General features: G+C 55.5%; 23 protein-coding genes and 4 pseudogenes. 15 read left to right on the forward strand and 12 right to left on the reverse strand.

From position 1 onward, the window contains the following. Nucleotides 1-130: 130 nt before the first annotated feature. The gene (locus tag AXG89_RS25405) at nt 131-1,078 is read right to left on the reverse strand and encodes a phosphodiester glycosidase family protein (RefSeq protein ID WP_062173667.1); all 948 of its coding nucleotides are present in this window, start codon (nt 1,076-1,078) and stop codon (nt 131-133) included. Nucleotides 1,079-1,236: 158 nt separating this feature from the next. After that, nucleotides 1,237-2,151: a CHAD domain-containing protein gene (locus tag AXG89_RS25410; RefSeq protein WP_162916127.1), complete on the reverse strand. Its 915-nt coding sequence runs from the start codon at nt 2,149-2,151 to the stop codon at nt 1,237-1,239. Between the two features lie 239 nt (nt 2,152-2,390). On the opposite strand from AXG89_RS25410, the gene AXG89_RS25415 reads away from it, so the two are divergent. Continuing rightward, nucleotides 2,391-2,759 (forward strand): NUDIX hydrolase, encoded by a 369-nt coding sequence (locus AXG89_RS25415; protein WP_062173671.1) that lies wholly within the window; start codon nt 2,391-2,393, stop codon nt 2,757-2,759. A gap of 78 nt (nt 2,760-2,837) precedes the next feature. Here AXG89_RS25415 and AXG89_RS44805 read toward each other — a convergent pair. After that, nucleotides 2,838-4,384: pseudogene (locus tag AXG89_RS44805) on the reverse strand (methyl-accepting chemotaxis protein). Between the two features lie 84 nt (nt 4,385-4,468). On the opposite strand from AXG89_RS44805, the gene AXG89_RS44190 reads away from it, so the two are divergent. The 8 genes from AXG89_RS44190 to AXG89_RS25450 all read left to right on the forward strand — a co-directional run bounded on the left by AXG89_RS44190 (nt 4,469) and on the right by AXG89_RS25450 (nt 12,498). Next, on the forward strand, nt 4,469-4,591 hold the full coding sequence (locus AXG89_RS44190; protein ID WP_256936025.1) for a hypothetical protein: 123 nt from the start codon (nt 4,469-4,471) through the stop codon (nt 4,589-4,591). A gap of 108 nt (nt 4,592-4,699) precedes the next feature. Beyond that, complete coding sequence (locus AXG89_RS25425) at nt 4,700-4,918, forward strand: hypothetical protein (RefSeq protein ID WP_062173672.1); 219 nt, start codon at nt 4,700-4,702, stop codon at nt 4,916-4,918. A gap of 104 nt (nt 4,919-5,022) precedes the next feature. Further along, entirely contained in the window at nt 5,023-6,624 is a 1,602-nt protein-coding gene (locus AXG89_RS25430; protein WP_082771623.1) for a methyl-accepting chemotaxis protein, read from the forward strand. A gap of 188 nt (nt 6,625-6,812) precedes the next feature. Then, entirely contained in the window at nt 6,813-8,042 is a 1,230-nt protein-coding gene (locus AXG89_RS25435) for an EAL domain-containing protein (RefSeq protein ID WP_306299807.1), read from the forward strand. Between the two features lie 38 nt (nt 8,043-8,080). After that, a complete protein-coding gene (locus AXG89_RS44380) occupies nt 8,081-8,620 on the forward strand; it encodes a GGDEF domain-containing protein (RefSeq protein ID WP_306299808.1) in 540 nt (179 codons plus the stop codon). 172 nt (nt 8,621-8,792) lie between these two features. Next, nucleotides 8,793-10,586 carry a phospholipase D-like domain-containing protein gene (locus tag AXG89_RS25440; RefSeq protein WP_062173674.1) on the forward strand — a complete coding sequence of 598 codons (1,794 nt, stop codon included), beginning with the start codon at nt 8,793-8,795 and terminating at the stop codon, nt 10,584-10,586. 88 nt (nt 10,587-10,674) lie between these two features. Further along, a complete protein-coding gene (locus tag AXG89_RS25445) occupies nt 10,675-10,938 on the forward strand; it encodes a hypothetical protein (RefSeq protein ID WP_062174114.1) in 264 nt (87 codons plus the stop codon). Nucleotides 10,939-11,079: 141 nt separating this feature from the next. Further along, nucleotides 11,080-12,498, forward strand: a complete 1,419-nt coding sequence (locus AXG89_RS25450; protein WP_062173676.1) for an inorganic phosphate transporter — start codon at nt 11,080-11,082, stop codon at nt 12,496-12,498. Between the two features lie 1,383 nt (nt 12,499-13,881). Here the strand turns inward: AXG89_RS25450 and AXG89_RS25465 are convergent. Beyond that, entirely contained in the window at nt 13,882-14,805 is a 924-nt protein-coding gene (locus AXG89_RS25465) for a DMT family transporter (RefSeq protein WP_373408605.1), read from the reverse strand. A 734-nt stretch (nt 14,806-15,539) separates the two neighbouring features. Between AXG89_RS25465 and AXG89_RS25470 the strand changes: the two genes are divergently transcribed. Next, nucleotides 15,540-16,031, forward strand: coding sequence for a hypothetical protein (locus AXG89_RS25470; RefSeq protein ID WP_062173679.1), 492 nt, complete (start codon nt 15,540-15,542; stop codon nt 16,029-16,031). Nucleotides 16,032-16,058: 27 nt separating this feature from the next. On the opposite strand, the gene AXG89_RS25475 is transcribed toward AXG89_RS25470, so the two are convergent. After that, nucleotides 16,059-16,460 (reverse strand): type II toxin-antitoxin system MqsA family antitoxin, encoded by a 402-nt coding sequence (locus tag AXG89_RS25475; protein ID WP_062173681.1) that lies wholly within the window; start codon nt 16,458-16,460, stop codon nt 16,059-16,061. Nucleotides 16,461-16,462: 2 nt separating this feature from the next. After that, nucleotides 16,463-16,759, reverse strand: coding sequence for a type II toxin-antitoxin system MqsR family toxin (locus AXG89_RS25480; protein ID WP_062173683.1), 297 nt, complete (start codon nt 16,757-16,759; stop codon nt 16,463-16,465). Nucleotides 16,760-17,329: 570 nt separating this feature from the next. On the opposite strand from AXG89_RS25480, the pseudogene AXG89_RS44810 reads away from it, so the two are divergent. Together AXG89_RS44810 and AXG89_RS25490 are read left to right on the forward strand one after the other, a co-directional pair. Further along, nucleotides 17,330-17,461, forward strand: a pseudogene (locus AXG89_RS44810) (DUF3717 domain-containing protein); the annotation flags it as partial. A gap of 2 nt (nt 17,462-17,463) precedes the next feature. Next, nucleotides 17,464-17,712, forward strand: coding sequence for a hypothetical protein (locus tag AXG89_RS25490; protein ID WP_062173685.1), 249 nt, complete (start codon nt 17,464-17,466; stop codon nt 17,710-17,712). A gap of 280 nt (nt 17,713-17,992) precedes the next feature. Here the strand turns inward: AXG89_RS25490 and AXG89_RS25495 are convergent, their stop codons facing one another. Further along, entirely contained in the window at nt 17,993-18,391 is a 399-nt protein-coding gene (locus AXG89_RS25495) for a response regulator (protein ID WP_062173687.1), read from the reverse strand. A 283-nt stretch (nt 18,392-18,674) separates the two neighbouring features. Here AXG89_RS25495 and imuA point away from each other — a divergent pair, with 283 nt between their 5' ends. Continuing rightward, nucleotides 18,675-19,385, forward strand: a complete 711-nt coding sequence (imuA, locus tag AXG89_RS25500; protein WP_062173689.1) for a translesion DNA synthesis-associated protein ImuA — start codon at nt 18,675-18,677, stop codon at nt 19,383-19,385. Nucleotides 19,386-19,678: 293 nt separating this feature from the next. Here imuA and AXG89_RS44815 read toward each other — a convergent pair. Further along, nucleotides 19,679-19,792 (reverse strand): annotated as a pseudogene (locus AXG89_RS44815) (H-NS family nucleoid-associated regulatory protein); the annotation flags it as partial. Between the two features lie 641 nt (nt 19,793-20,433). Here AXG89_RS44815 and AXG89_RS44195 point away from each other — a divergent pair. Continuing rightward, on the forward strand, nt 20,434-20,565 hold the full coding sequence (locus AXG89_RS44195; RefSeq protein WP_257792712.1) for a hypothetical protein: 132 nt from the start codon (nt 20,434-20,436) through the stop codon (nt 20,563-20,565). Nucleotides 20,566-20,688: 123 nt separating this feature from the next. Here the strand turns inward: AXG89_RS44195 and AXG89_RS25510 are convergent. The 4 genes and pseudogenes from AXG89_RS25510 to AXG89_RS25520 all read right to left on the reverse strand — a co-directional run bounded on the left by AXG89_RS25510 (nt 20,689) and on the right by AXG89_RS25520 (nt 23,447). Further along, a pseudogene (locus AXG89_RS25510) lies at nt 20,689-21,644 on the reverse strand (SOS response-associated peptidase family protein). Between the two features lie 92 nt (nt 21,645-21,736). Next, nucleotides 21,737-22,528 (reverse strand): DinB/UmuC family translesion DNA polymerase, encoded by a 792-nt coding sequence (locus AXG89_RS44385; RefSeq protein WP_335671969.1) that lies wholly within the window; start codon nt 22,526-22,528, stop codon nt 21,737-21,739. Continuing rightward, entirely contained in the window at nt 22,498-23,007 is a 510-nt protein-coding gene (locus AXG89_RS44390) for a Y-family DNA polymerase (RefSeq protein ID WP_335671970.1), read from the reverse strand. Before AXG89_RS44390 ends, AXG89_RS44385 begins: the two co-directional genes overlap by 31 nt. Continuing rightward, nucleotides 23,004-23,447, reverse strand: a complete 444-nt coding sequence (locus AXG89_RS25520; protein ID WP_062173693.1) for a LexA family protein — start codon at nt 23,445-23,447, stop codon at nt 23,004-23,006. Before AXG89_RS25520 ends, AXG89_RS44390 begins: the two co-directional genes overlap by 4 nt. An 89-nt stretch (nt 23,448-23,536) precedes the next feature. Between AXG89_RS25520 and AXG89_RS25525 the strand changes: the two genes are divergently transcribed. After that, nucleotides 23,537-23,767, forward strand: coding sequence for a hypothetical protein (locus tag AXG89_RS25525; RefSeq protein WP_236873503.1), 231 nt, complete (start codon nt 23,537-23,539; stop codon nt 23,765-23,767).

Raw genomic sequence — 23,767 nt, forward strand, 5'->3', positions numbered from 1 at the left:
GCACCCAAGAAGCCATTCTCTGATGCCCTGCCGGGTCGTTGGTCAACATGCTTGCTGCGTCTAGGACTTATGCATTCATTTTTGTGTCAAGTTCAAGCGGTCTGCTAACGTTACCGATCGTTGCTCCGTATCAGAACGGCAAGTCTGGCAGCTTTGGTAACCTAAAAGCATGTACGCCAATCGCCGATGCGTCGAGTCGCTCTGCACCGCCGCTTGGAGTATCGACAATAAACGCCGTCCCTGCCTCGTCAGCGCGTACCAGTTCCGTCGATCCGCCGCCATCGAGATTGATCGCGTCATCAGCACCAATCGCCATCATCAACTGCGCCGATTGGGCATTGGTTGTGCCTGTTGAATAGCCCGCGATTCGACCGTCAATAACGACAAAATAAAGATAACGTCCTTGGTGCGACAGTCCGACCAGCGTTCGTGGATTAGGATTAAGCGGATCGCCTTCGTTGGGACTTTGAGCGCTGATATCCTGGCGGTTTTTCAAAAGAATTGCAGAGCCGGCAACCGCCGTATCGATGAGCTTCAGGTCTTGCGGAGAAATCGCTGGCGCCTCGGCAATATACGCGCGACCCTGCCGGGTGATTGCAAGTACCGCTTCGCTCTGTGTCGGATCATTGGTTAGTGGGCTGACGACCTGTCCGTGCGACACGAGTAGACCAATAATTGTCTTTGGTTCTGGCGTCGTGGCGCAGCACGGCGCGAAGAAGTTAGCGTTGATAGCAAGCCGGACATCGGTGCGCGCGACAAATTGCGAAATCGTTTCCGACGTCGTCATGAGTGGACCGCTATGCTCAGTTGTTTCGACGCTCACGCCCGGTGCACGCAGGTCAATGCGCACCACGCTTGCTCGACTTATCGTCGGCTTGCCACCGGCCGTTGCTGGATTTGAGGGGACGGTTGCCGTCTCCATATCGACGCCGAGATACAAAGGCGAAAAGCCGCTTTGCGTAATCTGAGTGGTGGGGTCCGGAACCTCCGCATGGGCGCTTGCCGTTGCGAAGCTTATTAAACCAGCGATAACAAGCGTCTTGAGCGTTGCCGAGGTCGTGGAAAGAACACGCATCATGTCGTTAGTCTCCGTTGCCGTTTACGATCAAAAGGTCCCTGTTTCGTGCGGCACGTTACCGTTGTAACGTGACCGCTACGTGAGACTTTCTTTTCGTTCGGCTTTCGATCGCCGTAGGCGCGCGAAGTCAGAAAAGTTTCGACTTACTCGCGCCAGATCTACCTTGAGATGGCTCGAACACGCTGTGATGCCGTCCGCATCCGGCGGCACTTGCGCTTTGCCAGCCACTCCAGCGACTCCTGGACGACTTCCGGCGGAATATCGTTGAATGAGGTGCCCCGGATCAATGTCTCGCTTGCGGCAATGTCGTTGAACTGTCCGAGTTTGTTTTGCATCGACGTCAACTCCTGCATCGTTCGACCATATCCACCCTTGATGACAGGTCCAAAAAACTCAAGCAGATACCTAAGCTTCTTCCCTGCCTTTCGCACGTCGTGCAACGATTCCTCTTGAACAGGGTCGTCACGGGATGCACCCCTACTGCGTTTCCTCAACGTTCGCTGCGCATGACGAACGCGATTTCGGGCAAATTCACTGATGGGAAGATCATTGCCGTTTGCATCTAAGGTCTTCTGCGCGCGATCTAACACGTCGTTCAGAAATACCTCAATTTCCTCGCTCTTTATGAGCGTCTGACTACGCGCTACGGCTTCAGCGCGCTTCTCTCGAGCAGCGGCCACAAGCAGCCCTAAAGATGCGCGTGATACTTGGGCGGCCTTCAGAAGATCTTCTGCGACATCCCAGTCCCGCGTTGCGCCCGCTACAGCAGCAAGGCGCTTGAATTCCTCGGTGGCTTGCGCAGTCACCTCTTTACCAAGGTAGGGCGAATACGCCCAGTACAAGGCCCTCAGTTTTCTAAAAGCGACGCGAAGCTGGTGGAATCCCTCAGCATCGCAATTCGTATTCAGTTCTTGCGCCTGCCGCACCGCCTCAGCAACCACAGGTGTGGCTAGGGACGAAAAGGTGCTTGCGATTGACGCTGTATTTGATAACGATGATTCGACCCAGCGTCGATGTTTCTCAAGGAGATTTATTGGCCGTGGCAAAGGCCAGTCAGCGTCCATGTCTACCATTGCGGCCTCGTCGTACGAAAAATTTGTCTTGGACGTTACAACAGTGGTTCCCCCCTAAACCTAAATTCGATGACAGTTTGATGAAATCGTTCAAGGCTGTCGTGTGAGGGCTGCCTCCCTGATAAGACTTCTCTAGGCATCTGTGTTTTTGCATTAGGATGGATCGTAGCAAGCGTCGACTGTGCAGTGCTGCAATGCCGGCGCCTTGACGGACCAAAAAAGAAAACTTGGAGTTCAACTTGAAGAAACGCGCCACCGTGATCTGTCTGAGAGGCAAGCGAATCCTCCTGGTAGCACGTCGTCAATCAAGATGGGCACTGCCCGGTGGGATTCTGAAACACGGCGAACTTCTCTCGGACGCTGCACGTCGGGAACTCAAAGAAGAGACGCGGCTTTCTGCCAAGTCAGCGAAGCGTCTTTTCGACGTCAGAGGCAAGCAAAAGCATCATCACGTTTTCTCTTGCGAAATCTCACAGCGTGCCAAAGCTCGCCCGAGCAATGAAATAACGCGATGTCGCTGGGTCCATTTCGAAGATATTCCCCGCCTCTTGACCAGCGCGCCGACCACCGACATCGTCAAACTCATCGGTCAGCGGCGAAAGAAATAGCTGCGCAAGACGACGCAAATATCGAGCGCAGAGCTTTCTCTGCGCATTGGCATTGGACTGCCGAACAATGTCCCGACCTTAGACCGTGAACGCCTGCACGGCGCTGCGCAGTTGCTCGGTCTGCGCTTCCAGTTCGGTCGCAGTCGTCGCGCCATCCTGAACGAGTGACGCGTTCTGCTGAGTCATGCGGTCCATCATGGTCACCGCGGTGTTTATCTGGTCTATTCCCGCGCTTTGCTCCCGCGAGGCAGTGGCGATGGCATCGACGAGTTCAGCAACGCCCGTTACAGAGCTGAGCAGCTCCACAATAATGCGGCCAGCAACCTGGACGGTGGCGCCACTCGAATCGACCTCGCTCGTAACGCCGTTTATCAATGTGGCGATTTCCTTTGCGGCATTCGAACTGCGTTCGGCAAGTGCCCTGACCTCTTGTGCAACGACGGCAAATCCCCGGCCTTGCGCACCTGCACGCGCCGCTTCCACCGCCGCGTTCAACGCAAGCAGATTGGTCTGGAACGCAATGCCCTCTATGACCGACGTGATCTCGCGAATCTGCGCCGAGCGCCTGGCAAGACTGCCCATGCGCTCGACCGCGTCCGCAACTGCCCTGTCTCCATCGCGCGCCTTGTTCGTGGCGACATTGCAAGCGTGCGTGCTTGCTCGGCGTGGTCGGCATTTGCTTTCACGGTCGATGCAAGCTGCTCCATGCTCGCCGACGTTTGTTCGATACCCGCCACGTGCTCTTCGGTCCGGCTGGACAACGCGGTGTTGCCCGCCGTGATGTGCGAGGTCGTGCTCGCAATGGTGTCGGCGGTATGCTGGATTCCACCGATCATCGAAGCGAGCCGCGTTTGCATCAAGCTCATTGCGTGCATCATGCTCGATGTATCGTTTGATTTGACTGGAACGACGACCGACAGATCGCCTCCCGCAATCCGATGTGCAACGGCAGCTGCCGTCGACGGTTCTCCGCCAAGCTGAGCGAAAAGCACACGAGCCATCGATACGCAAAGCAGACCGACCAGCCCGACACCCGCTGCAATGCACGCCGCGACGAGCCATTGCACGAGTCTGCTCACGTTTCTTGCATGTTCATATGCCTGCTGCGATGCCACGAGTTGCAGCTGCCGAAGTTCGGACCCTTCAGATTTCACCAATTTGATTGTCGGCTCAATTTGCTGCGTCACGACCCACTGCGCTTCGGATAAATTGTTTGCTTGCAGAAGCTTGGTCGTGGGCACAAATCCCTCGTCGCGCAGCGACCGCCAGTCAGCCATGAAGTGCGTTGCAAGCTTCTGCTCGGATGTGTCATGAAGTCCACGCAAGTATTCGTCGAGCAAAACATCGATTCTTCCGACGCTCTTCCCCGTGGCCTGCGTGACGGTCTGAGTTTTTTGCGCCGACGGATCCAGCACTGCATCGCTTATGGCAAAGTGCGTTTCCGAAACAAGCTCGTCGATAGTCGAGATGTTTTGAAGCGCCTTCGCTCGGCCTTCGTAGATGTCGCGGAGCGCTCCATTGCTTTGAGCGACTCCAAAAAGGCCAACGCCGCCCACGGCTACGAGAACGGCGGCAACCGCAAAAGTGACGATGGATAATCGGGCCTTGATCGAAAGTGTGCGCATCTGATTCCGGGGTATAAGCTTTGTTCGGGCAATCCGAACTGTCGATTGCAGACGGTAACCGCATGGGTTCTTTTGGCGCATGGAATGCCCGCGCCGTTCGCCCGTGATAACGACCTTATTCAGCGAATGTTTAATGAAGCTTTCATGATCGTGCGCACCAACATCGAGCGCACTTATGGCAAAATTTTGCGGGTGGTCTCCGGGTAATGTTTCGGCTGCCGAAGCACATTCGCTGTCGTCGAACAAACCAGCAGACACACTCAAAGCGATGCCGTTCAAGGCATCGCTCCATGCAACCCATCGCCGAGCGCTTTTGTGAAACACAGAACACCTCGTGAGATTCGCGGCGACTTCACCTTGATCTCCGTCGAAACAATTCCGGTCGCAACCGCGCTTGGGAAGTTCGAGCGTCTGTGGGACGAAGCGAACGCGGCAGCTTCGCAGTTGGCGCTTATCGAAGACATTGCCGACTACATCACGCTGCTAAAAGATATGGACGTCTGGTTTCAGCAAGTCAAAACCTCAAGACCCTGAAGCTTCCGTATATCCAGCTTCTTGTCGCTACAGATCTGTTCCTTGCTGCCGTTAAGCCGTGGTCAGCCGCGCAACGTATCGCGGCCTCCCCTTCGCGAGCCTTCATGAAACTCAGTCTGAAAATTCCCCTTGCCTTTGCCGCCGCACTTCTTTTGATGTTCAGTGGCGCGATCTACGGCATTTTTGCTCTCAACCAGTCTATCGATGCCTACAGCACCACGGTGCAGCAAAACGTCGCCAACGAACGAATGGTCTCGGCGACGCTCGTCGCATTCAAGCTGCAAGTGCAGGAGTGGAAAGACACACTCTTGCGCGGAAAGGATCCGGTCAAACTCGATCAATACTGGAGCGCATTTCAAACCCGTGAGAAAACCGTCGACACACTCGCAGCCGAATTGAAGACAACGCTGCCCGAAGGCGCCAGTCGCGATCTGATTGAAAAATTCGCGGCCGCTCATGTGTCCATGGGCGAGGGTTACCGAAAGGGATTTGAAGCATTTAAGGCTTCCGGCTTCGAACCGTCAGCGGGCGACAAGGCGGTGGCGGGCGTAGACCGGGAACCGGCAGCATTACTCGAACAGGCCGCGAAAAAGATCTCGGCGGACAGTGCGCAAGTCGCCGCCACGGCCGCCATCAACGCCCGTCACGCCACCGAAACCAGCATATCGCTCATGCTCGCCGTGCTCGCGCTGGCAATGATCGGCGGGGTTTTGTTCAGCCGTTCGGTTTCGCGTCCACTTGGTCGCGCTCTCGGCTGCGCGCGTGCGGTCGCGACCGGCGATCTTTCGCTTGAGTTTGATTCGAGCGGCAAGGACGAGATTGCACAACTGCTCAACGCATTGAAGGACATGCAGTCGAGCCTCTCGCACGTGGTTTCCAAGGTGCGCAGTAATGCCGAGGGCGTCGCTGTTGCCAGCGCTGAGATTGCAGCGGGTAACCTCAGCCTGTCATCGCGCACCGAGGAGCAGGCGGCTTCGCTTGAGGAGACGGCGGCCAGCATGGAAGAACTGACCGCTACCGTGCGTCTTAACGCCGAGAATGCGCGCAACGCATCCGCGCTTGCCGACAAAGCGTCGAGCACAGCGTCACGCGGCGGCAACGTGATGGACGATGTGATCCAGACGATGCACGGTATTGCCGACAGCTCGAACAAGGTCACTGAAATCATCGCGGTGATCGATGGGATCGCTTTTCAGACAAACATTCTCGCTCTCAACGCGGCGGTCGAGGCGGCTCGCGCCGGCGAACAAGGCCGCGGATTCGCGGTCGTCGCCGCCGAGGTGCGGACACTGGCACAGCGCAGCGCCACCGCTGCAAAAGAGATCAAGGGCCTGATCGCGCAATCGACCGACCGCGTGAGTGCCGGTTCGGCGCTGGTCAGCGGCGCGGGGCAGATCATCGTGGATATCGTGGAATCGGTGCAGCGCGTAACGAATATTGTCGGCGAGATTTCCACGGCTTCGCAGGAGCAGAGCACAGGAATCGAACAGGTCAACACTGCCGTCACTCAGATGGACGAAGTGACGCAGCAGAACGCCGCACTGGTAGAGCAGGCTTCAGCGGCCGCACATGCTCTCGCGGAGCAGGCAAATTCACTGCGCGATGCCGTGTCGGTATTCAAGTTGCGCGACGAGTCAGCACCGGTTCGACGAGTCTCGATGCCAAGAGAACACGGTGCGCTCGTGGGAAGGTACATGGAGGCATGATCCCCACAATGTATAAAACCGCAAGCATTCAATGCTCTTCACAATACTGTCACGATTTTTCGGTATGACGCTGGGGCGCCATCGTAGTTGCAGAACGGCTCAGCCCAGACATTCTTAAAACGTGCGACTCAAGTGGGCGATTCGTCGAATCAGCACAAGACTTCAAACCGCACACTTGACTCTCGCACATGCTCTCACCGCAACTACTCCCGCAAGGGATTGCTCATACATCGGGTGTAGGCCAACTGATCGCCTCGCAGCAACTATCAGCCTATTACCAACCTATCGTCAGACTCTCGGACGGCGCTGTCATTGGCCATGAAGCGCTGTTGCGCGGCCCTGCCGGAACCCCCTTTGAGCAACCGCATTCGCTTTTCTCGCAGGCCCTACGGGAAGGCATTTCCATAGAACTAGAACACGTTGCGGCGCATCTCGGGATCACCGCCTATGCAACCGCTCCGAGAAACAACTTGCTGTTCGTCAATTACAGTGCGCCCGCGATTCAGTCGCTCCTATCATCGCACCAAGATCGGCTGGTTTCGAACCTAATGGATGCAGTCGCGCACCCTCTAGTCGTCGAAGTGACCGAGCAAAGTGAAATCGCAAGCCTGCAACAGTTCGGGGAAATCATGGAGGCAGTGCGTGGGGCCGGCTATAAAGTTGCACTTGACGACTATGGCGTCGCGAATGCATCGATGAGCCTGTGGGTCCATCTCGCGCCTCAGTTCGTTAAAGTGGACCGGTATTTTATTCATGGAATTGCCCATGACGCATTAAAGTTCGAAGCGGTGAAATCTATGGTCGCTTTTGCTCGGGCAAGCGGTTCGCAACTGATCGCGGAGGGTATCGAACATGACTCCGATCTTCGGATTGTTCGCGATCTCGGCATAACATACGGTCAGGGATTTTTGCTCGGACGCCCTTCGGCCAAGCCAGCCCTTGAGATCCCGCGAGGCGCTTCAAGTACACTCAATTCACAACAAATAGCCGTCTATCCGGGGCAAACGCGCTCCGATAATCGCGCGAGTAACGTGCACAGCTTTCTCGACTCTGTGCTAGTCGACGCGCCTCCGGTGACCGTTCGCTCGCACAACGACGATGTTGTCCAGTTGTTCAACATGCATCCCGCCCTTCACGCGCTTCCAGTGCTCGACGCCGGAAAACCGGTTGGTTTGATCAATCGGCGATCGTTCATGGATCAATATGCGTTGCCTTACCATCGGGAATTGTTCGGAAGACGCCCATGTATGCAATTCGCGAATCGCGAGCCGGTTGTGCTCGAGCGTACGGCGAGCATTGATCAGGTAGCGCGACTATTGACTGGCGACGAGCAACACATCCTATCTGATGGCTTCATTGTGATCGAAGAAGATCGTTACCTTGGACTCGTGCCCGGCATCAGGTTGTCCGTGCGGTAACTGAGCTTCGTCTGGAGTCGGCTAGGCACGCCAACCCATTGACCTTTCTTCCCGGCAACCTCCCGCTCGGCGCTCATATCGAAAGGCTGATTGCCGGTGGTGCGACGTTCGTTGCGTGCTACGCCGACCTCGATTATTTCAAGCCGTTCAACGACCGATACGGATACTGGCAAGGCGACGAATTGCTCAAGCTGGCAGCGACGACGCTTGCGTCAGCGTGCGAGCCCACGCGAGACTTTCTGGGCCACATTGGCGGAGACGATTTCCTGGCGCTTTTTCAGAGTGGTGACTGGGAAATCAGGCTTCGCCACGCCATCCAGCTGTTCAATCTTTCAGTCACTGATTTCTACTCGGCAGAGGACCAAACCGCGGGTGGTATAGGTGGCGAAGACCGCTCGGGACGTCACGCATTTTTTGGTTTTGTGCGCTTGTCCGTCGGCGCGATTTCCGTTCCTTCATTTGCTGTTCGCAGCGCCGCCGAGCTGAGTTCCGCCGCGTCAGCAGTAAAGCGCTTGGCCAAGAAAGACAGCGTCGGCTTTGTCAAGCTTGACCTTATGGAGGCTTTGAATCTCGCCTAGTACTTAGGCGATGACTGTGAGTGGTCATTGTGGATACCGACTTGTGGAGCTAAAAGCAATGTCTCGCCCATCCGGCCCTGCTGTGTGGAATCGAAGACCCTCGCTTAGCTAGCATCCGATAAAAGTTGTCACACAGCCTCCATAAAATCTTCTTGTCCTACAAGGAGAGATCATGGCTATCAATCTTCGCGCATATTTGTCGCCAACGCTCGTACTGCTCGCATTCGATTGGATCGAAGGGAAGTCGAATCCCGAGTTTCTGGGTTTTGCGATCAAACGATCACCGGGCTTCTGGTCGACGGACGGCAAGACTCGCGAGGCTGAAAGCTGGCTCCCCAATCGGCTAACATTCGACGGTCCTGTTCCTGCTGGCAAGCCCGACGCACCATCAAACGTCGCGCCGATTCAAAAATTCATGTGGTGGGATGCAAAGATCGATGGACCAGATCGCGGGCAGACATTCACCTACACTGCCTACCCCGTGGTTGGACACTCACGCGCACCGAGGCTGTCCGAGGCCGACGGCAGCACGCTGCAAGTGAAGCTTCCCGCGCATGTAGAAAATGGCATCGGTACGTGGTTCAACCGCGCAGTCCTTAGTTCCCAAGCATTTTCCCGCAAACTGTCAGCGATGGGCCTTGACCCGAGGAAAGCCCCACCGGCTACCCAAGCGCGGGAACTTCGCACTTGGCTTGCAAACGACCTTCAAGACAGTTTCGACTTTGTCTTTGACCGCGCCGCGCACGCGGCCTCGGCGGTCTATCACCTGACCGATGAACTCTGGGTCATCCCCAAGTTCGTTGAGTTTGCCAAAGCCCATGGACCTGCTTCCCTAGCTGTTGTGTACGACGCACACGGCGATGCTGGCGCCGAAGCAAACTCTCATCCAGCTACGGCGTCGCCGAATCAACAAGCGGTCGAGGAACTTGGACCGCTTGCCACGTTGTATCCGCGCCGGGCGACGAACATCATGCATGACAAGTTCATCGTAACCGATGCCCATAGCGGCTCGCATGCACCGTTGCGGCTGCTCACCGGCTCTGCCAATTTCACTACGGAAGGCATCACTCAGCAAGCAAATCTGCTTCACTCATTCGATTCCAACGAACTTGCACAACTGTATAGCAATCGTGCCGCCGCCATCTCGTCCGACCCGTCGATCACAGCGACGGCAAGATTACCGCATGGCTGGACAGACCCGGTCGCAATTGGGGACGCACTGATCCGTGTCTCATTCTCGCCAGAACCCACCGCCGAACACACGCAGATCGATGCCATCGTTGATGCGATATCGAAAGCCCAAGACTCCGTTCTCTTCTGCTTATTTTCGCCTACCGATGAGTCACTACTCAACGCTTGCTTCAAGGCGGGAGACAAAGGCTTGATGATGTTCGGCTTGGTCAACGCGATATCCGAACACGCGGCGCAGACGGCGGAAAACAAACAAGCTGACGGTGGGCATCTGAGCACTTCAGAACTTGCAGCTATCGAGCTCTATCATCGGACTAAAGACAATCGCGATGTGGTTGACGGCAAGTGTTTTTCAAGTGCAACCGTGCCGGAGGGTTTCGATGTCGAGGTTCAATTGTTCCCGGGCGACAAGCGACCGCCTTACCCGCCTGTCATCATCCACCACAAGTTCGTGGTCATCGATGCAGAAGGTGCCGAGCCTGTGGTGTTCACAGGCTCGGCGAACATGAGCAACAATTCGGAGCATAAAAACGACGAAAATTTACTCGAAATCAGAGACAGGCGAATAGCTGGCATCTATATAGCGGAATTTCTACGGCTGTACGAACACTATCGTGCCCGCGCGCTGGCCATAGAAAATAAGAATCCTGGCAAGAAGACTAACCTGGCTTTACAGCCAACGCGGAAATGGGCGGATAAGTATTACGTAACAGGAAGTGCTGAGTCAAAGGCACGCGCTGCGCTTGCTGCGCCGGTAGCCGCAGTAAAGAAATGAGTTTGCCGCGACTTGGTGGCATGGCGCACAGCTTTCGCCGGCCCCAGGTGCGATGATGCATGACCGCGACGCGGATCAGGAGTTTTGCATGAAAGCATTGCCTACGATATCCAAGCCGGTCGTCTTGCCGGATGCTTCGGTCTGGTTTTCAGCTTACGCCTTTGGCTGGGGATACCGCGCCTTCTCCATACCGGCCGAAGTCCTGCGCGAGCAGCTAGGCGCCGCTGACACTACACGCTCTCAGCTCGCACTTGCGTTTGAACTCGGTAGAAAGCGCATCTCGCTAAGCATCGAGAAATGCTCTAGCGCTGACGCTGGCGAGCGGATCGCACTTCGAACGCTCGACGTCTGAGCAGCCGCTGTCGCCTATTCCTGATTTCTATCTCCTGCTGCCTTAAAAGGTTCATCGTGGACCTTTAGCATCGGGCGATTCGCATTCACGCGCTTCACAGCCGGCATCCGCGACTCCTCCCTGGATCCAACCGGAGCGTAGATGCTCGTTCACTTCATGCCGTCCTCCGGCATTGTCATTGGCATGCTCGTCGCATGCTTTGTCATGGTCCTCGCATTCGAGGCGACTAATGGTTTCCATGATGCATCCAACGCCGTTGCGACCGTCATTTATACGCAATCCCTGAAGCCCGTTCCTGCCGTGATCTGGTCCGGCCTGATGAACTTCGTGGGCGTACTGGTCGGCGGCATTGCAGTGGCGTATGCGCTAGTCGAAATCCTGCCGCCCGACGTACTGACACCGCCCGACGGCGCGCCTGCGGTCCCGATGCTTGTGTCCATTTTCGCCTCAGCGCTCTTCTGGAACATCCTGACGTGGGCCTTCGGCATCCCCAATAGCAGTTCGCACTGCATCATCGGCGCGTTGATCGGCGTAGCGGCGGCCGATGCGCTGCTCAAATCGCGCAGCTTGTCGCAGGGCGTCGACTGGAAGCAGATCGTCACGGTGCTGGAGGGGCTCGCCATCTCGCCGGTGCTCGGCTTCTTTTTGGCCGGCGCACTTTACGGCCTGCTTCGACTGATCGTGCGCAAGGGCCACCTGTTCGAAGCGCCGGAACAAGGCAAGCCGCCAGTCCTGTGGCTGCGCGCAATGTTGATCCTGACCTGCACGTCGGTCAGTTTTTCGCATGGCACCAATGACGGACAAAAAAGTATCGGCTTGATCATGCTGACAATAATCGGACTGCTGCCCGCGACGTATGCATTAAATCCGCAAGCCATTGACCAGTTGCAGCAACTGCACCAGCATGCTGTCGAAGCGATACCGTTGATTCAAAAATATGGAGACGACGTAAAGCAGGATGCGCTGAAATCTGCGCAAGCTCTGCAGAATGCGGGGCCGGAGCTTGACCGGCAAGCGTCCCAACTCAAGTCAGAAGCAACGCCGCCGAACGATGAGCGTGCGACGCGGGCACAGTTGCGCGGGTATATCTATGACGTCACCTCTCAGATGAAACACGTTGGGGAAGTAAAAGACGCCTCATCCGATGATAAAAAACTTGCCGGGACACTGCTTAAAGAAATGAGCCTGCCGGTAGAATATGCGCCACTCTGGGTCCGCATGCTCAGCGCGCTTTGCTTGGGTATCGGAACGATGGTTGGATATAAACGTGTAGTCCGCACGCTTGGTGAACGCCTTGGGCGGCAACACATGACACCAGGCCAAGGTCTCAGCGCCGAACTCGTAGGCTCGGTGCTGATTGGGACAGCGGGCTTCACAGGACTGCCTGTGAGTACGACGCACATCGTAACGTCTGGGATCGCAGGAACGATGGTCGCCGGTGGCCAGGGCGTGCAAGGGAACATGCTGTTGCGAATCGCGCTGACGTGGATCGTTACGCTGCCAGTGACCATGCTGCTGTCGGCCGGACTGTTCTATGTGCTGGCCAACCCGCGCTTTTGACAAAGCAATGAATCAAGGTGTGCCGGCTTGAAACGTAAGCGCCACATCATCCAAGCAACTGGTGTGTGATGCATTATCGCGCGGTTGTCACGTCACTATAAAATGTTCTCGACCTATCATGGCACAAAGCGGCATCCGCAAATTGCTGTCAATCGGCCGCAATGGTACGGGCGCTACTAAATGTTGAAATCTCTCTCCATTCGGAATGCGCCAAACACTCCGGGCGGATCTCATGTTGCTAAGCAAAGCAGTACGCGTAAGCAGGCAAATGAATTAATCTTGACTGGCGCATCGACGACTACCAGCCGCGCCGATGACTAGTTGCCGACCCTTACGGCGCTTGGGCTGGTGACGCAACGCCTAAGCATCGCGCCTAGCGCTCAACTGATGCTGAGGGCGAACAAAGTGAGGGACCGAAGTCGACCGACAAGGGACGGTGGCATTTCTTTGAAGCGGTCATTCGCCGGCCGCGAGATAACCCTTCAACGGGCAACTCGACCTACGGACGTTCGGTGCGCCCCTCAAAGAAGCCTAACCGCACATACTCGATGAAGAAGCCGTCTTGGAACTCTGATCGAAGATGGTCACGCATTGCGAACGCTATCGCTTCAAAGCGCTCGTACTCGTGCGCATTCCATGGTCCCGGGTCTGGAGGATATTCCCAGTTGAGCGACAGGTCGTGCCATAAGTCATGTCGGCAAGTTTTTTCCGTGTCGCGTCAGCTAGCGGCAGCGAGTCCTCAATCGGGCCTACTGCGTACTTGTCGCGGGCTGCGTCATCTCCAGCCCAAATACAGCCGCCACCCCACTCAAACATGAGTCGGAGTCGATAATTTTCGATCATCTTTCATCCAAATCAAAAGCTTGCCCGATGGAACCCGTTCGCCTGTCCGCACAAATCAAGTTGCCGATGACCAAGGCGAGTACCGAGAAGGGCTGCTGTTGGCCGAACGCTACCTTCTGCAAAATCTCCTTGCTCGACGTGGCAAACACTAAACCATTCGGCTCTCGGGAGGCGCCGGTGACAGGCGCTGCATGATTGCTTCCACGGCTTGCTCGACCGAAACCTTAGCGGTGTCGACGACGAGGTGCACTGACCCCCATGGTTCGTATTCACGTTCAAGCACGCTTTTCCATGTCGGCAACTGAAAGCCTGGGATATCAGCGTTCCGCCCTTCGACCCTGTGACGGTGCAGCGTGGCGTTTGAACAAATCAGCTCGATCTCGAAAATCTGCACACCTGCATTGAACGCTCAACATCCCTAATGCTCCCTGTGCGATTTGTGCCTAATTGTCGCGGATTCCGGAGCAGCCCTTCGGTGACCGGCCTTGGCCGAACTGCGTCTTATGCAGCGCAGAAGCTTACTGAAACCCTCGTTCCCCCTTAGACCATAGGTCCCTCGGCTTCCCGACCTCGTAGAGCGACGGCTATCGAACTTCCAACAATCATCGTGATTCCCACCAAAGACACGGTACCTATTGTTTCGCCCCAAATGACGTAGCCAAAGAGCGCTGCCCACACGATGCTCGTGTAGTTATACGGCGCCAAGGCCGCGGCATCGGCTTGACGAAAGGCCATGGTCATAAGAAGCTGGCCTGCGGTGGCAAAGGCACCAAGCAGGGCCATAAGACTTAGGGCATCGATCGTCGGCGTGCGCCATGCGAGTAGCAACGATGCACCCGTGATTACAGTGCCAACAATCGTAAAAAACAGGACAGTCGTTCCCGAGTCATCGGTCGATCGGATTCTCTTGATCTGAATAATCGACAACGCGCCGAAAATCGCAGCGGCAATCAGAAGCACCGGCCCAATCCAATTAGTATTCGACCCGCTTGGACGAACTACCAACAAAACGCCTACGAATCCGGCCAGCGCAGCGATGGCATCGCGACGTTTTAATTTTTCGTTCAGCAAGGCCGGAGCAAGGACAATAACAAGTAAAGTTTCTGAATAGACGATTGCCACGGCCTCACTCAACGGTACATAAGGCAAGGCAGCGAAGAAACACGCCGATGCGCCAAGCAGAGTCAAGGACCTAACGATCTGGCCCCGTACATCCATATTCTGCAGCCGGTCAGATATCGTACGGCCACGCAAGCACACGGCGATCGCGGGGATGAATCCAAAAAGCATCCGGAAGAACGTCACTTCGTTCGCCGGATACTGCAAGGCAACGGACTTTCCAAGTGCGTCAACTACCGCGAAGCAAAACATCGAAACAAGTATCAAGCAGATGCTGCGAAGAGGAGTTGCTTGATTTCCCACTACCGAAATAAGGGGCACCTGAGCCTCATGGTTGCTGTTCATCCACGATTACGAAGCCTAATTGTCAACGATTTATGTTATCAGGTCGAGTGTCCGAAGTTGGCCGGCCTCCGCCTTCAGATCTTCGACGCCGATAGAAAGGTACGCCGGACCTTAGGGCGCGTGCGCGCCAGAAATCGAACCACGAGATGCATGACCCAAGTCGATTCCTTGCCATTTGAATTTCGAAACACCGATAGCTATGCAACTCAGGAAGACCATCACCGATATCACAATCAAGATTTTGGTTTTCGCGCCCATAAGTCTCCTAGGACCGGTGATACAGGATAATCGCGCCAATTATCACTCAATTGGACGCCGGCGGCGACCGACCGCTTATGGCCGAACAGAGCCTGATGCGGTCGGGGAAAATTGCCCATTCTCCTTGAATCAGATGCCTTAGATATGATCGTTCACGATCGCAATCGTGAAGCCGTCTCGCCGTCCGCTGCCCTTCTGCAGAACAGAAATGGACCCATTCCAGCGACCAGTGGGCGCGCTCTTGACGGCGTAGCCGTCGGGGTTTCCAAAGGGTTCTCCCTTTGGGCACCATGTGTAAAGAAAAAGTGCGAAGCATTTTTTGTTTACACATGCATCGTGCCTCCAGCCAACTCAAAATTCACTCTAGAGGTACATATCAAACTCAGATCAAATACAGCTCAAACACAGATAGTTTTGTTTCCGGTACAAGTCAGAGTCAGGTAGAGTACAGCTCAGACTCAATCTCGCACTCGACCATGAATGATGCTGCTTTTCGCGATCACTTCGCTGCCTTCGCCGCCAAAACCGAGCGGCCGATTTCCTCGAGATTTCGAGATGCATTCGAGGGAATCGAGATTGCTTTAGAGGCAGGCGTAACCCGCGCTCAGGCGCGAGACGAACTGGCGAGATTGGGACTCGACATTAAACAAAACACATTCAATGTATTGCTGATGCGAGTTCGTAAAGAACAAGCCGAAAAGAAAGATAGGCCGTCAGCACACGGCCTATCCTCAACGGCTATGTTAGAAAATGCGCCGTTGCGCGATCAGTCCTTGGAAAAATCGGTTTTGCAACGGGGGGAGTTGGTGAAGCGTGGGGAGTCGATACACTTGCCGAACGATTGGCTTACTGCCGAATTGACACCGGCTCAATCGCGCTCACTATCGGCAGAACAAAAACAACAGCGCCGGAAAGCGCGTGACAGGCTTTTTCATCCGACGCCTTACGATAAACTCGATGCTAAGTAACTTGGGCGGCCAAACTGATTTACCAACCTATGCGGCCCTTACCTCTTGCAATAATTCGGGGTGGTGATACAGCACCTTCAACAGCTTCACCAATGCAACGGGTGGTTTTGTTTTCCCGGTTTCATAGCGAGAAAATGCATTCGTGCCACCGCCGAAAATCTCTCCTGCTTCGCGCTGGTCAAGATTCAGCTTCTTTCGCACGCTCAAGATAAACGCAGGATCGGCAAGCTCAGAATTCACCTTCACGTTGAATTCCTTCATCAGCGCCATCGTGCGCCGCGACTCCGCAGCGTCGAGAACTGCCTCGTCGCACGCCGGACAAAAGTCACCGGTCACCTGCTCAAGGGATAACGTTTGACCCTTGTACACATACGGTAGGTCGCGAGTCTCATGCACCAGCTTAGCCGCACCACAAGACGGGCATTTCATGCTCATAACTCCTTGAACGATACGATCAGCACATCGTCGATGACGGTCAACTTGAGGTACACCGGCCCGGCGCTCGTCACGGGCCGATACACGTCCTGCCATACCTTGTGATCATCATATGTTGTCATGCTCTTAAAAAAATCTTTGGTCGTCAGTGCGATAACCACGGCCCGCATTTCATCAAAATCAAAACCTAATGCTGCTGCGCCTTCACGCGCCGACCGCGTGGTACGAACCTGATCCGCCTCTACGAGTTGTTTGACGATGGATAGCTTGCAATGGGGCGTATTCTTGTCCATGCAGTACATTAACCTAATAGGCTAATTTTGGCAAGTAGGGCAGTCGGCATTAAGGTAATACGCTACTGAATCGCGTCCGGTGCTTTCTTGTTGACTACGCTACTAACGGGATCAATACGGAATTCGTAATCCTTCATATATGCCCGTTCCTTGATCCGGTTCTCATTTGCAGTTCTTTCCGATGCTTCTAGCTTTGTCAGCCCTTCGGAAGCCAGCTGGTACCGGCAAGGCGAAGCCGGGCGGTCGCTGCGGCCTTGTTCTTCCTTATCGCGGCGAGCAGAACGGTGGCTTCGGGGAAACCGCTGCTGATACAACTTCTGCGATGCGTGCCTTCAATACACCGGCAATTGGTTCCTAGGCGCGCCCGATTGCACCCGTCATCATATTTTCACTGCGACCTATGCAGGTCCCGAATTTTTCGATAATGTACTGTACATCCATACAGTAATTATGAAGATCGACGGTGTGCCTTATGACTGTTTATACGATTGAGCAGGTCGAAGCAGCGAAAACTATTGGCGTGTTCACGATGCGACCGGGGAAGATGCCGCGCTCTGCGCAAGTGCGCGAGTCTTAGCCGATGTCTACGGACTAATGATCTACCACCATGAGTCATCGGTTTCCGCAGGTACGTTCACCGCAGAACAACTTCATGCCGTAGAGGTGGGTTTTACGCAGGCAGCACAATCGTCAGGGCACTAAAGATGCGGGCAGTACTCAATCGTGCCTATCCAAGCGTCGGCAACGACAGTGATATTGACCACTGGCAATTTGATTTCTCCCTCGTCGATTCGAACGGTGTGGTTCTGTACGACACGATTGACATAGCGACTGTCCGAACGGTCTCACAAAAGCATTCGGTCGGATCATTTCAGGCCATGTGTAAGGCGATCCTAGGGACCGCCGCCCGCGATTTTCATCGCTTGGTAGGACAAGAATTTGCCAGCGAATGAGAGTTCAGTTGGATGAGTATCTGGAGATGCTGTCGGGTATTATCATTCTTGAGCGAAGCGTCGACAGCAAGTTCAAACACACTGCTCCATAGCCACACGGCGCGTCGATCGATTTCGTTTTGTTTCGGGGAAGGTCTTCCAACCAAGCACGTCGCGCCATGCATCTGCCACGGATCGGCTCGGCCCACCACCAAACCAAGATAGCAGGCCACTTTCAGTGGCTCCGCCTCGCTAATCTCCTCGATCTCCATCTTCAGAAGGTTGCAGCGCAACGCTGCGGCTAAATCAAACCCTCTGCTGCCCCGGGCGCTGTAGGAGACAAACCTGCTGCTGTTTGCCACTCTTGCAGAACCCGCACCAGTAAATCGAAGGTAATGGGCTTATGAAGATACCCATCGAATGCGGCAAAATCGTCGTCCCCTAGATCGGCCCGGCCTGTAATGGCAATCATATATGCGTCTTGTGAAGCTCCTTCGCTACGGAGGCTCTCACACGCCACTCTGCCGTCACCATCGGGCAGCTCGACATCCGCCAAAATGAAATCAAACGGACGTGAGTAAGCGAGAGCGCGCGCTGTTTCACAATCGTGCGCGACCGTGACAGCGTGTCCAAGCTTTTCAGCAAGCGCTGCAAGACTGGCGGCGAGATCGCGGTCATCATCAAGTATGAGAATTTGCATGTGGTCTCCTTGGTCTTTGAAAGCGGACGCATTTACACGCAAAAAGAATGCCAAACGCGCTTCAGACCTTAACCGATTCTTCTGCATAACCAATGGCTTAAGCTCAGCATGACGCCCGTCGCGTTCCGCTGATCACCTTGGCGCAGCTAGAGGCAAATACCCCTGAAAACTTGCAGGCAAATATCGGTGTGGAATAGGAGAAAGGCGCCTTTAGCCTTAAATCTGATTTGGACCTAATTTTTGCCAGTAGCTATAAAAGCTGTATATATGTACAGTATTTTGCATGAGCGCTTTACCGAACCATATCGAATCGATCCACCCAAGCCTTTGGCGAGGGACGCAATTGGCGCGCGCCCATGAGCGGACTGTGGACACGAGTTACGCCGCACTATCAGCCGAGCTGCCTGGCGGCGGCTGGCCGCTGGGAACCATGACCGAGCTGCTTTTACAGCAGCCGGGGATCGGCGAAATGCGCCTGCTGGGTCCCGCCATGGCGGCGTTATCGGATAAGCGCCCGATTGCACTGATCGCCCCGCAGCAGATTCCGAATGCGCATGGCTACGCCTTTATGGGCATAGATCCGAGCAAGCTCATGTGGCTTAAGGCTGCTAAATCGTCCGATGCGCTGTGGGGCGCGGAACAGATCCTGAGAGCAGGCAGCTGCGGCGCCCTCGTGCTCTGGCAGCAACATATCCGCGCCGAGTCGCTCAGGCGCCTGCTGCTGGCCGCACAAAGCTCCGAGATGCTGTTCGTCGTCATGCGGCCGCTGGCGCGTGCCCAGGACTCGTCGCCTGCGCCGCTTAGACTTGCTGTTCGAGGCGTCGCTGAAGGCATCGCCGTCGAACTGATCAAGCGGAAAGGCCCCGCGGCGCCGACGCCGATCATGGTCAAACTCTCTCCGTCGCCCAATTTGATCAGCGAGCATCGTCGCGTCCAGCGGCGCACGGTCGAACTGCCCACGCCTGCGCTCGAGCACGCCGCGATCACCGAATAGTTCGTACCGAGATCGATGCGATGCCCAAAACCCTCCCTAAGTTCGCACCACTAAGCCTAAAGGAACTTCGTTCGCTCTGGAAAAAATACCGAGGCAACGAAGATATCGAGCGGCTCGTGTTGGAGGTTCAGTTCAGCCTGCATTGGTCGACTGAAGGGGGCCCATGACGCACATCGAGGCGGGTTCGATAAATGTTGGAACTACAACGACTTATGGGCTTTCAAGTGATGTTGTCCACAACGCTGTCCACAAATTGTGTGGTCAACATCGTGGATTCGATATCGTGGCGAAGGTCAGTCAGTGATAGCGAATTTGTCGCGATCCTGGCCCGCGATCCAGCGAGGCGGCTTTCCACGACCGCTCCAGGTCGCGCCCGATGCGGGATCACGATATTTCGCAGCGACAGGCTTCGATTGCTTCCGCGGGCCGCGGCTACTGCGTGGCTCGAGCTCTTCGGGCTTGACTTCGTATAGGGCCATTTGCTCGCGGATCCATTCGATCGCGTCACCGCGCTCGGCGTTTCTCAGTTCTTCAATCTGCTTTTCCAGTGCTTCACGTTGCGCAAGCAGGGCGCGGTATCCAGTGTCCGTCATGTGGGTCGTGTTTTCTTCTATGATTAGTAATGTGAGTTCGACCGATCATGGCTCCGGCCGTTCCAAAACGAGATACGGCAAAACGGTTATCGCGCGCCGCTCTGAACCGATTGTACGTTGACTAGGCCGTGTTACGACAAAGCGCAGTCGACCCTTGGACAATCCGATGTTAGGTCAGGACAAAATTAAATGAGCACGCAATTGAGCAATCGGTGCAGGACATCCCTATACCGTGTGATATACGGTAAGCCCAACAGTAACGAGGAACGCATCGTCTTCCTGATGGCCGGCAGCCGAGAAGCTGCGTCCAAGCGGGCGACATCTGTACTTGCGGCGCTCTTTGACATCGAGCCGCCGAAGTCTATTGTACAACCTCGCGTCCTTCGTCGACCTGGTCGATTCGGGCGTGAGTGACGACGAAGACTTCGTATTTTCGAACTGGGTTGGAAGGGACCATGGTCAGTGTATGGGCTGAACACCCCCTGTTCCTCACCGACGATTCATCGCTCCTTGGCAAGTGGGCCGAACTCTACGCGGACCTCGCCAGCGCGACGGCAGTGGAAGCAATCAGACGTGCTCGCTCTTGAACGTATCCCGCAGCCACGCTGCTGTTAACTTCACTCGGTGAACCTAGTCGGCCTTCTGAATGGAGGTTCGAGTGGCGATCTATGCGTCTACGCTCACCGAACGTATTCGCGGTTCTCCTCGGCTCAAGCTGCAAGCCGATACTCGTAATACGGCTGATGACGATCGTCGAGAATGGCGTACTGAGCCGCAGGTTAGCCGGGTCCGGATTGAGCCAGGCGTTTATGTTCTCAGGCTTGATCGGGACGATACAGCGGTCGTGGCCAGCAAGGGCGATTTCCGCAGGGGGATCGTCGGTGACGGCCGCAAACGACAACAGATCCGGCTCACCTTTGCCTGTCCACTTCGACCAAGGCAAGCGATCAGCATGTCCGCGGCGGATTGGGCTTGAACTCGAGCACAAGGTTTTCTTCTTTCTCGCCTTCAGCCAACTCACGAGCCTCGACACGGTGACGCGGTACGTTTTCATAAAACGCGCTCACTAGCATCACGCCATGTGTGTATCCGAAGAGCCCCTTCCAGAACCCTTCGAGGTTGTCTCGTCTCGCGTTGTACGTTCCGGGGTACTTGGTGTCGTAGAACGCCGGCTTGCCGGCGGGACGACATTGATAACGCATTGGCTTCACCACAAGCTGACCATTTTCGACAACCATCACCGGCGCGTATTGCCCAGGAAAGATCCGTGAGTCACGATCCTTCAGTTCGGTGCGGTTGATGTCCTCCAGCTTGCCGCGGATCCAAGCGATCTTGTCGATCGCAATCCGCTGGCTTTCGGTCGCCGCTTTGGTGGTCTTTGTCAGCAGCGTACGCTCGGCGTCGGCCAAGCGTGTGCGTTGTTTAAACAAGTCCTCTTCGAGCTTCGTCATTTGATCAGCTGAAAACTCGACGATTGCTTCTTTGATACGCGCTTCTGCATCGTTTGCGGCAGCAGGAAAGGCACTTCCATTCCCTTGGGAATTTTCGATTTGCTGCCACTTCGGCGGTCCCAAAACAGTCGAAAGAATTCATCGATGTCAATGTCCGCGCCATAGACGTGCACGTATTTGCGATAGTCCGCGGTGATCTGAGCCGAGTAACACATGACGAATGCTCTCCATCTCCTGTTCGTGAACCATGATACCCGCGTGACCAGCGCTGGTCGAAGAGGTGATCACCCTTCTCCACCGACCAGTCCTATCGCACAATGGGAAGTGCTGCCCAGTCAGACGTGTACGCGGGACTGCGCCTGTCCTGATTCATGTGCCATGTTCTGCGCTGCTCAACCGCGCCGACCTTCAATGTCCCACGTCCGTACTTGTCGTTGATCGCATCAAGTGCAACCATCATCTTCGCTTGCCGACTGGCATCGCGACCGAAGAGCTCGCCTTGCTCAATTGAGATCGATTGCAATTCGTGAAGCAGCACCCCGGCCTTCGCATACCGGAAACCCTCCCGATAGATCTGACGCAGTCCGAACAACGCCAAGTCGACCAACGTCAACGTGTCCGACGTGGGTGAAACGAGCGGGACATTGATGGCGCGGCTGTATTGCGGGTCGTCGCGTTTGAACGGACTTGTGCGAATGAAAACCTGGACCTGATTGGCGTGCAACGCTTGCCGACGCAATCGCTCGGCCGCTGTCGCGACAAATTGCGTGACGGCCTGCGTCAGCTCATCGAGTGTATAGACGACATGACCGAAGCTGCGCGAGCAAAGCACTTGCTTTTGCGGCTGCCCCGCATCTTCAAACCCATAGCACGCGATGCCATTGAGCTCGAGCAAAGTCCGCTCGAGCACTACGGAAAACTGCTTTCGGATGAACGAAGGACTCACGCGTTTGAATTGCAGCACCGTTTCGACACCCATCTCATGCAGACGCGCGCCGATCTTGCGACCGACGCCCCAGACCTCGCCAACGTCCACGCTCGCAAAGATGTTGTCGCGCTCTTCTGCCGTCAGTATTCCGATATCACATACCCATGCCATAGGCGCCCCACATTCTTCTTCGCGATGTGGTTCGCCATTTTCGCGAGCGTCTTTGTGGGACCGATGCCGATGCACGTGGGAATGCCGATCCACTGCAGCACCTGGGCGCGTATCTGAGGGCCATAGGTCGTCAGGTCACAGCGAAATCCGCCCAGGTCGAGAAAACATTCATCGATCGAATAGATCTCTTGGACGGGCGAATACTGGCCGATCACTGACATCATGCGGTCGCTGAGATCGGCATACAGCGCGTAATTTGAGCTGAGTGCGATAAGTCCGTTGGTGCGCTCGAGGTCGCGAATCTGGAAATACGGCTGCCCCATTCCCACTTTCAGGTCTTTCGCTTCCTGCGATCTCGCGACCGCGCACCCGTCGTTGTTGCTGAGCACGACAACAGGTTTTCCAACGAGTGACGGCTTGAAACACCGCTCGCATGACACGTAAAAATTATTGCCGTCGATCAGGGCAAAGGTGGTCATCGACGTTTCTGCGGATGCAAAAGCTGACGCAAATTCCACGTGACCACACCCCATACGCTCATCTCCTGCCCTTCGACGAACGTGATCGGGGGATAGAGCGGGTTCGCGGCATGCAGACGAATGACACCCGAGCGTTTGTACAAGCGCTTGACCGTGAACTCATCATCGACGCAGGCAAGGACCACTCGACCATGCACCGGCTCGATTGAACGGTCAACGATGAGCCGGTCGCCGTCAAAGATCCTGGCATCGATCATCGAATCGCCTTCGACTTGGAACAGAAAAGTTGCGATCGGATTGAGCACCAGCACGTCATTAAGATCGATGCGCTTTTGCGTATGGTCCTGCGCAGGACTGGGAAATCCCGCCGGCACCTTCGCCAGCACTTCGATGAGAAATGAGCCTGCGGCGTCGGCGGTGATAGGGATCGGGCGGCTCATGGACAGACAACACTGTATGGATGTACAGTATTCTATAACGGGTTTTGAAACGCTGAATTGCCCCTTTTTTGTCGATTACGGAGGCTGTTATGGATATGCTTGTTCGGCGAACGCATCCTATGCCGAAGATGGCGGCCTTTGTAGCGGAGCTGCGAGCGGCCTTTGGCGACTCGGTGGACGAAGCGGTGTCTCGCGGGAAGAGCGGCGAGCCGACGTTTTACGCACGTGAAAACGGGCGCACGGTCGGAACGCCGCCAAGCGACCACTACAACGTGTGGAAGGGAGGACGTGCGCGATCGTCACTATTGCGACGGGTGTGA

Origin of the sequence: Burkholderia sp. PAMC 26561, assembly GCF_001557535.2 — a bacterium.
GTDB lineage: Bacteria > Pseudomonadota > Gammaproteobacteria > Burkholderiales > Burkholderiaceae > Caballeronia.

Bases quoted from the DNA above. Each gene is read 5' to 3' on its own strand.
- AXG89_RS25405 (WP_062173667.1), bottom strand. From the start codon at position 1,078: ATGATGCGTGTTCTTTCCACGACCTCGGCAACGCTCAAGACGCTTGTT.
- AXG89_RS25410 (WP_162916127.1), bottom strand. From the start codon at position 2,151: ATGGTAGACATGGACGCTGACTGGCCTTTGCCACGGCCAATAAATCTC.
- AXG89_RS44190 (WP_256936025.1), top strand. From the start codon at position 4,469: ATGCCCGCGCCGTTCGCCCGTGATAACGACCTTATTCAGCGAATGTTT.
- AXG89_RS25430 (WP_082771623.1), top strand. From the start codon at position 5,023: ATGAAACTCAGTCTGAAAATTCCCCTTGCCTTTGCCGCCGCACTTCTT.
- AXG89_RS25435 (WP_306299807.1), top strand. From the start codon at position 6,813: ATGCTCTCACCGCAACTACTCCCGCAAGGGATTGCTCATACATCGGGT.
- AXG89_RS25440 (WP_062173674.1), top strand. From the start codon at position 8,793: ATGGCTATCAATCTTCGCGCATATTTGTCGCCAACGCTCGTACTGCTC.
- AXG89_RS25445 (WP_062174114.1), top strand. From the start codon at position 10,675: ATGAAAGCATTGCCTACGATATCCAAGCCGGTCGTCTTGCCGGATGCT.
- AXG89_RS25450 (WP_062173676.1), top strand. From the start codon at position 11,080: ATGCTCGTTCACTTCATGCCGTCCTCCGGCATTGTCATTGGCATGCTC.
- AXG89_RS25465 (WP_373408605.1), bottom strand. From the start codon at position 14,805: ATGAACAGCAACCATGAGGCTCAGGTGCCCCTTATTTCGGTAGTGGGA.
- AXG89_RS25470 (WP_062173679.1), top strand. From the start codon at position 15,540: ATGAATGATGCTGCTTTTCGCGATCACTTCGCTGCCTTCGCCGCCAAA.
- AXG89_RS25475 (WP_062173681.1), bottom strand. From the start codon at position 16,460: ATGAAATGCCCGTCTTGTGGTGCGGCTAAGCTGGTGCATGAGACTCGC.
- AXG89_RS25480 (WP_062173683.1), bottom strand. From the start codon at position 16,759: ATGGACAAGAATACGCCCCATTGCAAGCTATCCATCGTCAAACAACTC.
- AXG89_RS25490 (WP_062173685.1), top strand. From the start codon at position 17,464: ATGCGGGCAGTACTCAATCGTGCCTATCCAAGCGTCGGCAACGACAGT.
- AXG89_RS25495 (WP_062173687.1), bottom strand. From the start codon at position 18,391: ATGCAAATTCTCATACTTGATGATGACCGCGATCTCGCCGCCAGTCTT.
- imuA (WP_062173689.1), top strand. From the start codon at position 18,675: ATGAGCGCTTTACCGAACCATATCGAATCGATCCACCCAAGCCTTTGG.
- AXG89_RS44195 (WP_257792712.1), top strand. From the start codon at position 20,434: ATGGTCAGTGTATGGGCTGAACACCCCCTGTTCCTCACCGACGATTCA.
- AXG89_RS44385 (WP_335671969.1), bottom strand. From the start codon at position 22,528: ATGGCATGGGTATGTGATATCGGAATACTGACGGCAGAAGAGCGCGAC.
- AXG89_RS44390 (WP_335671970.1), bottom strand. From the start codon at position 23,007: ATGACCACCTTTGCCCTGATCGACGGCAATAATTTTTACGTGTCATGC.
- AXG89_RS25520 (WP_062173693.1), bottom strand. From the start codon at position 23,447: ATGAGCCGCCCGATCCCTATCACCGCCGACGCCGCAGGCTCATTTCTC.
- AXG89_RS25525 (WP_236873503.1), top strand. From the start codon at position 23,537: ATGGATATGCTTGTTCGGCGAACGCATCCTATGCCGAAGATGGCGGCC.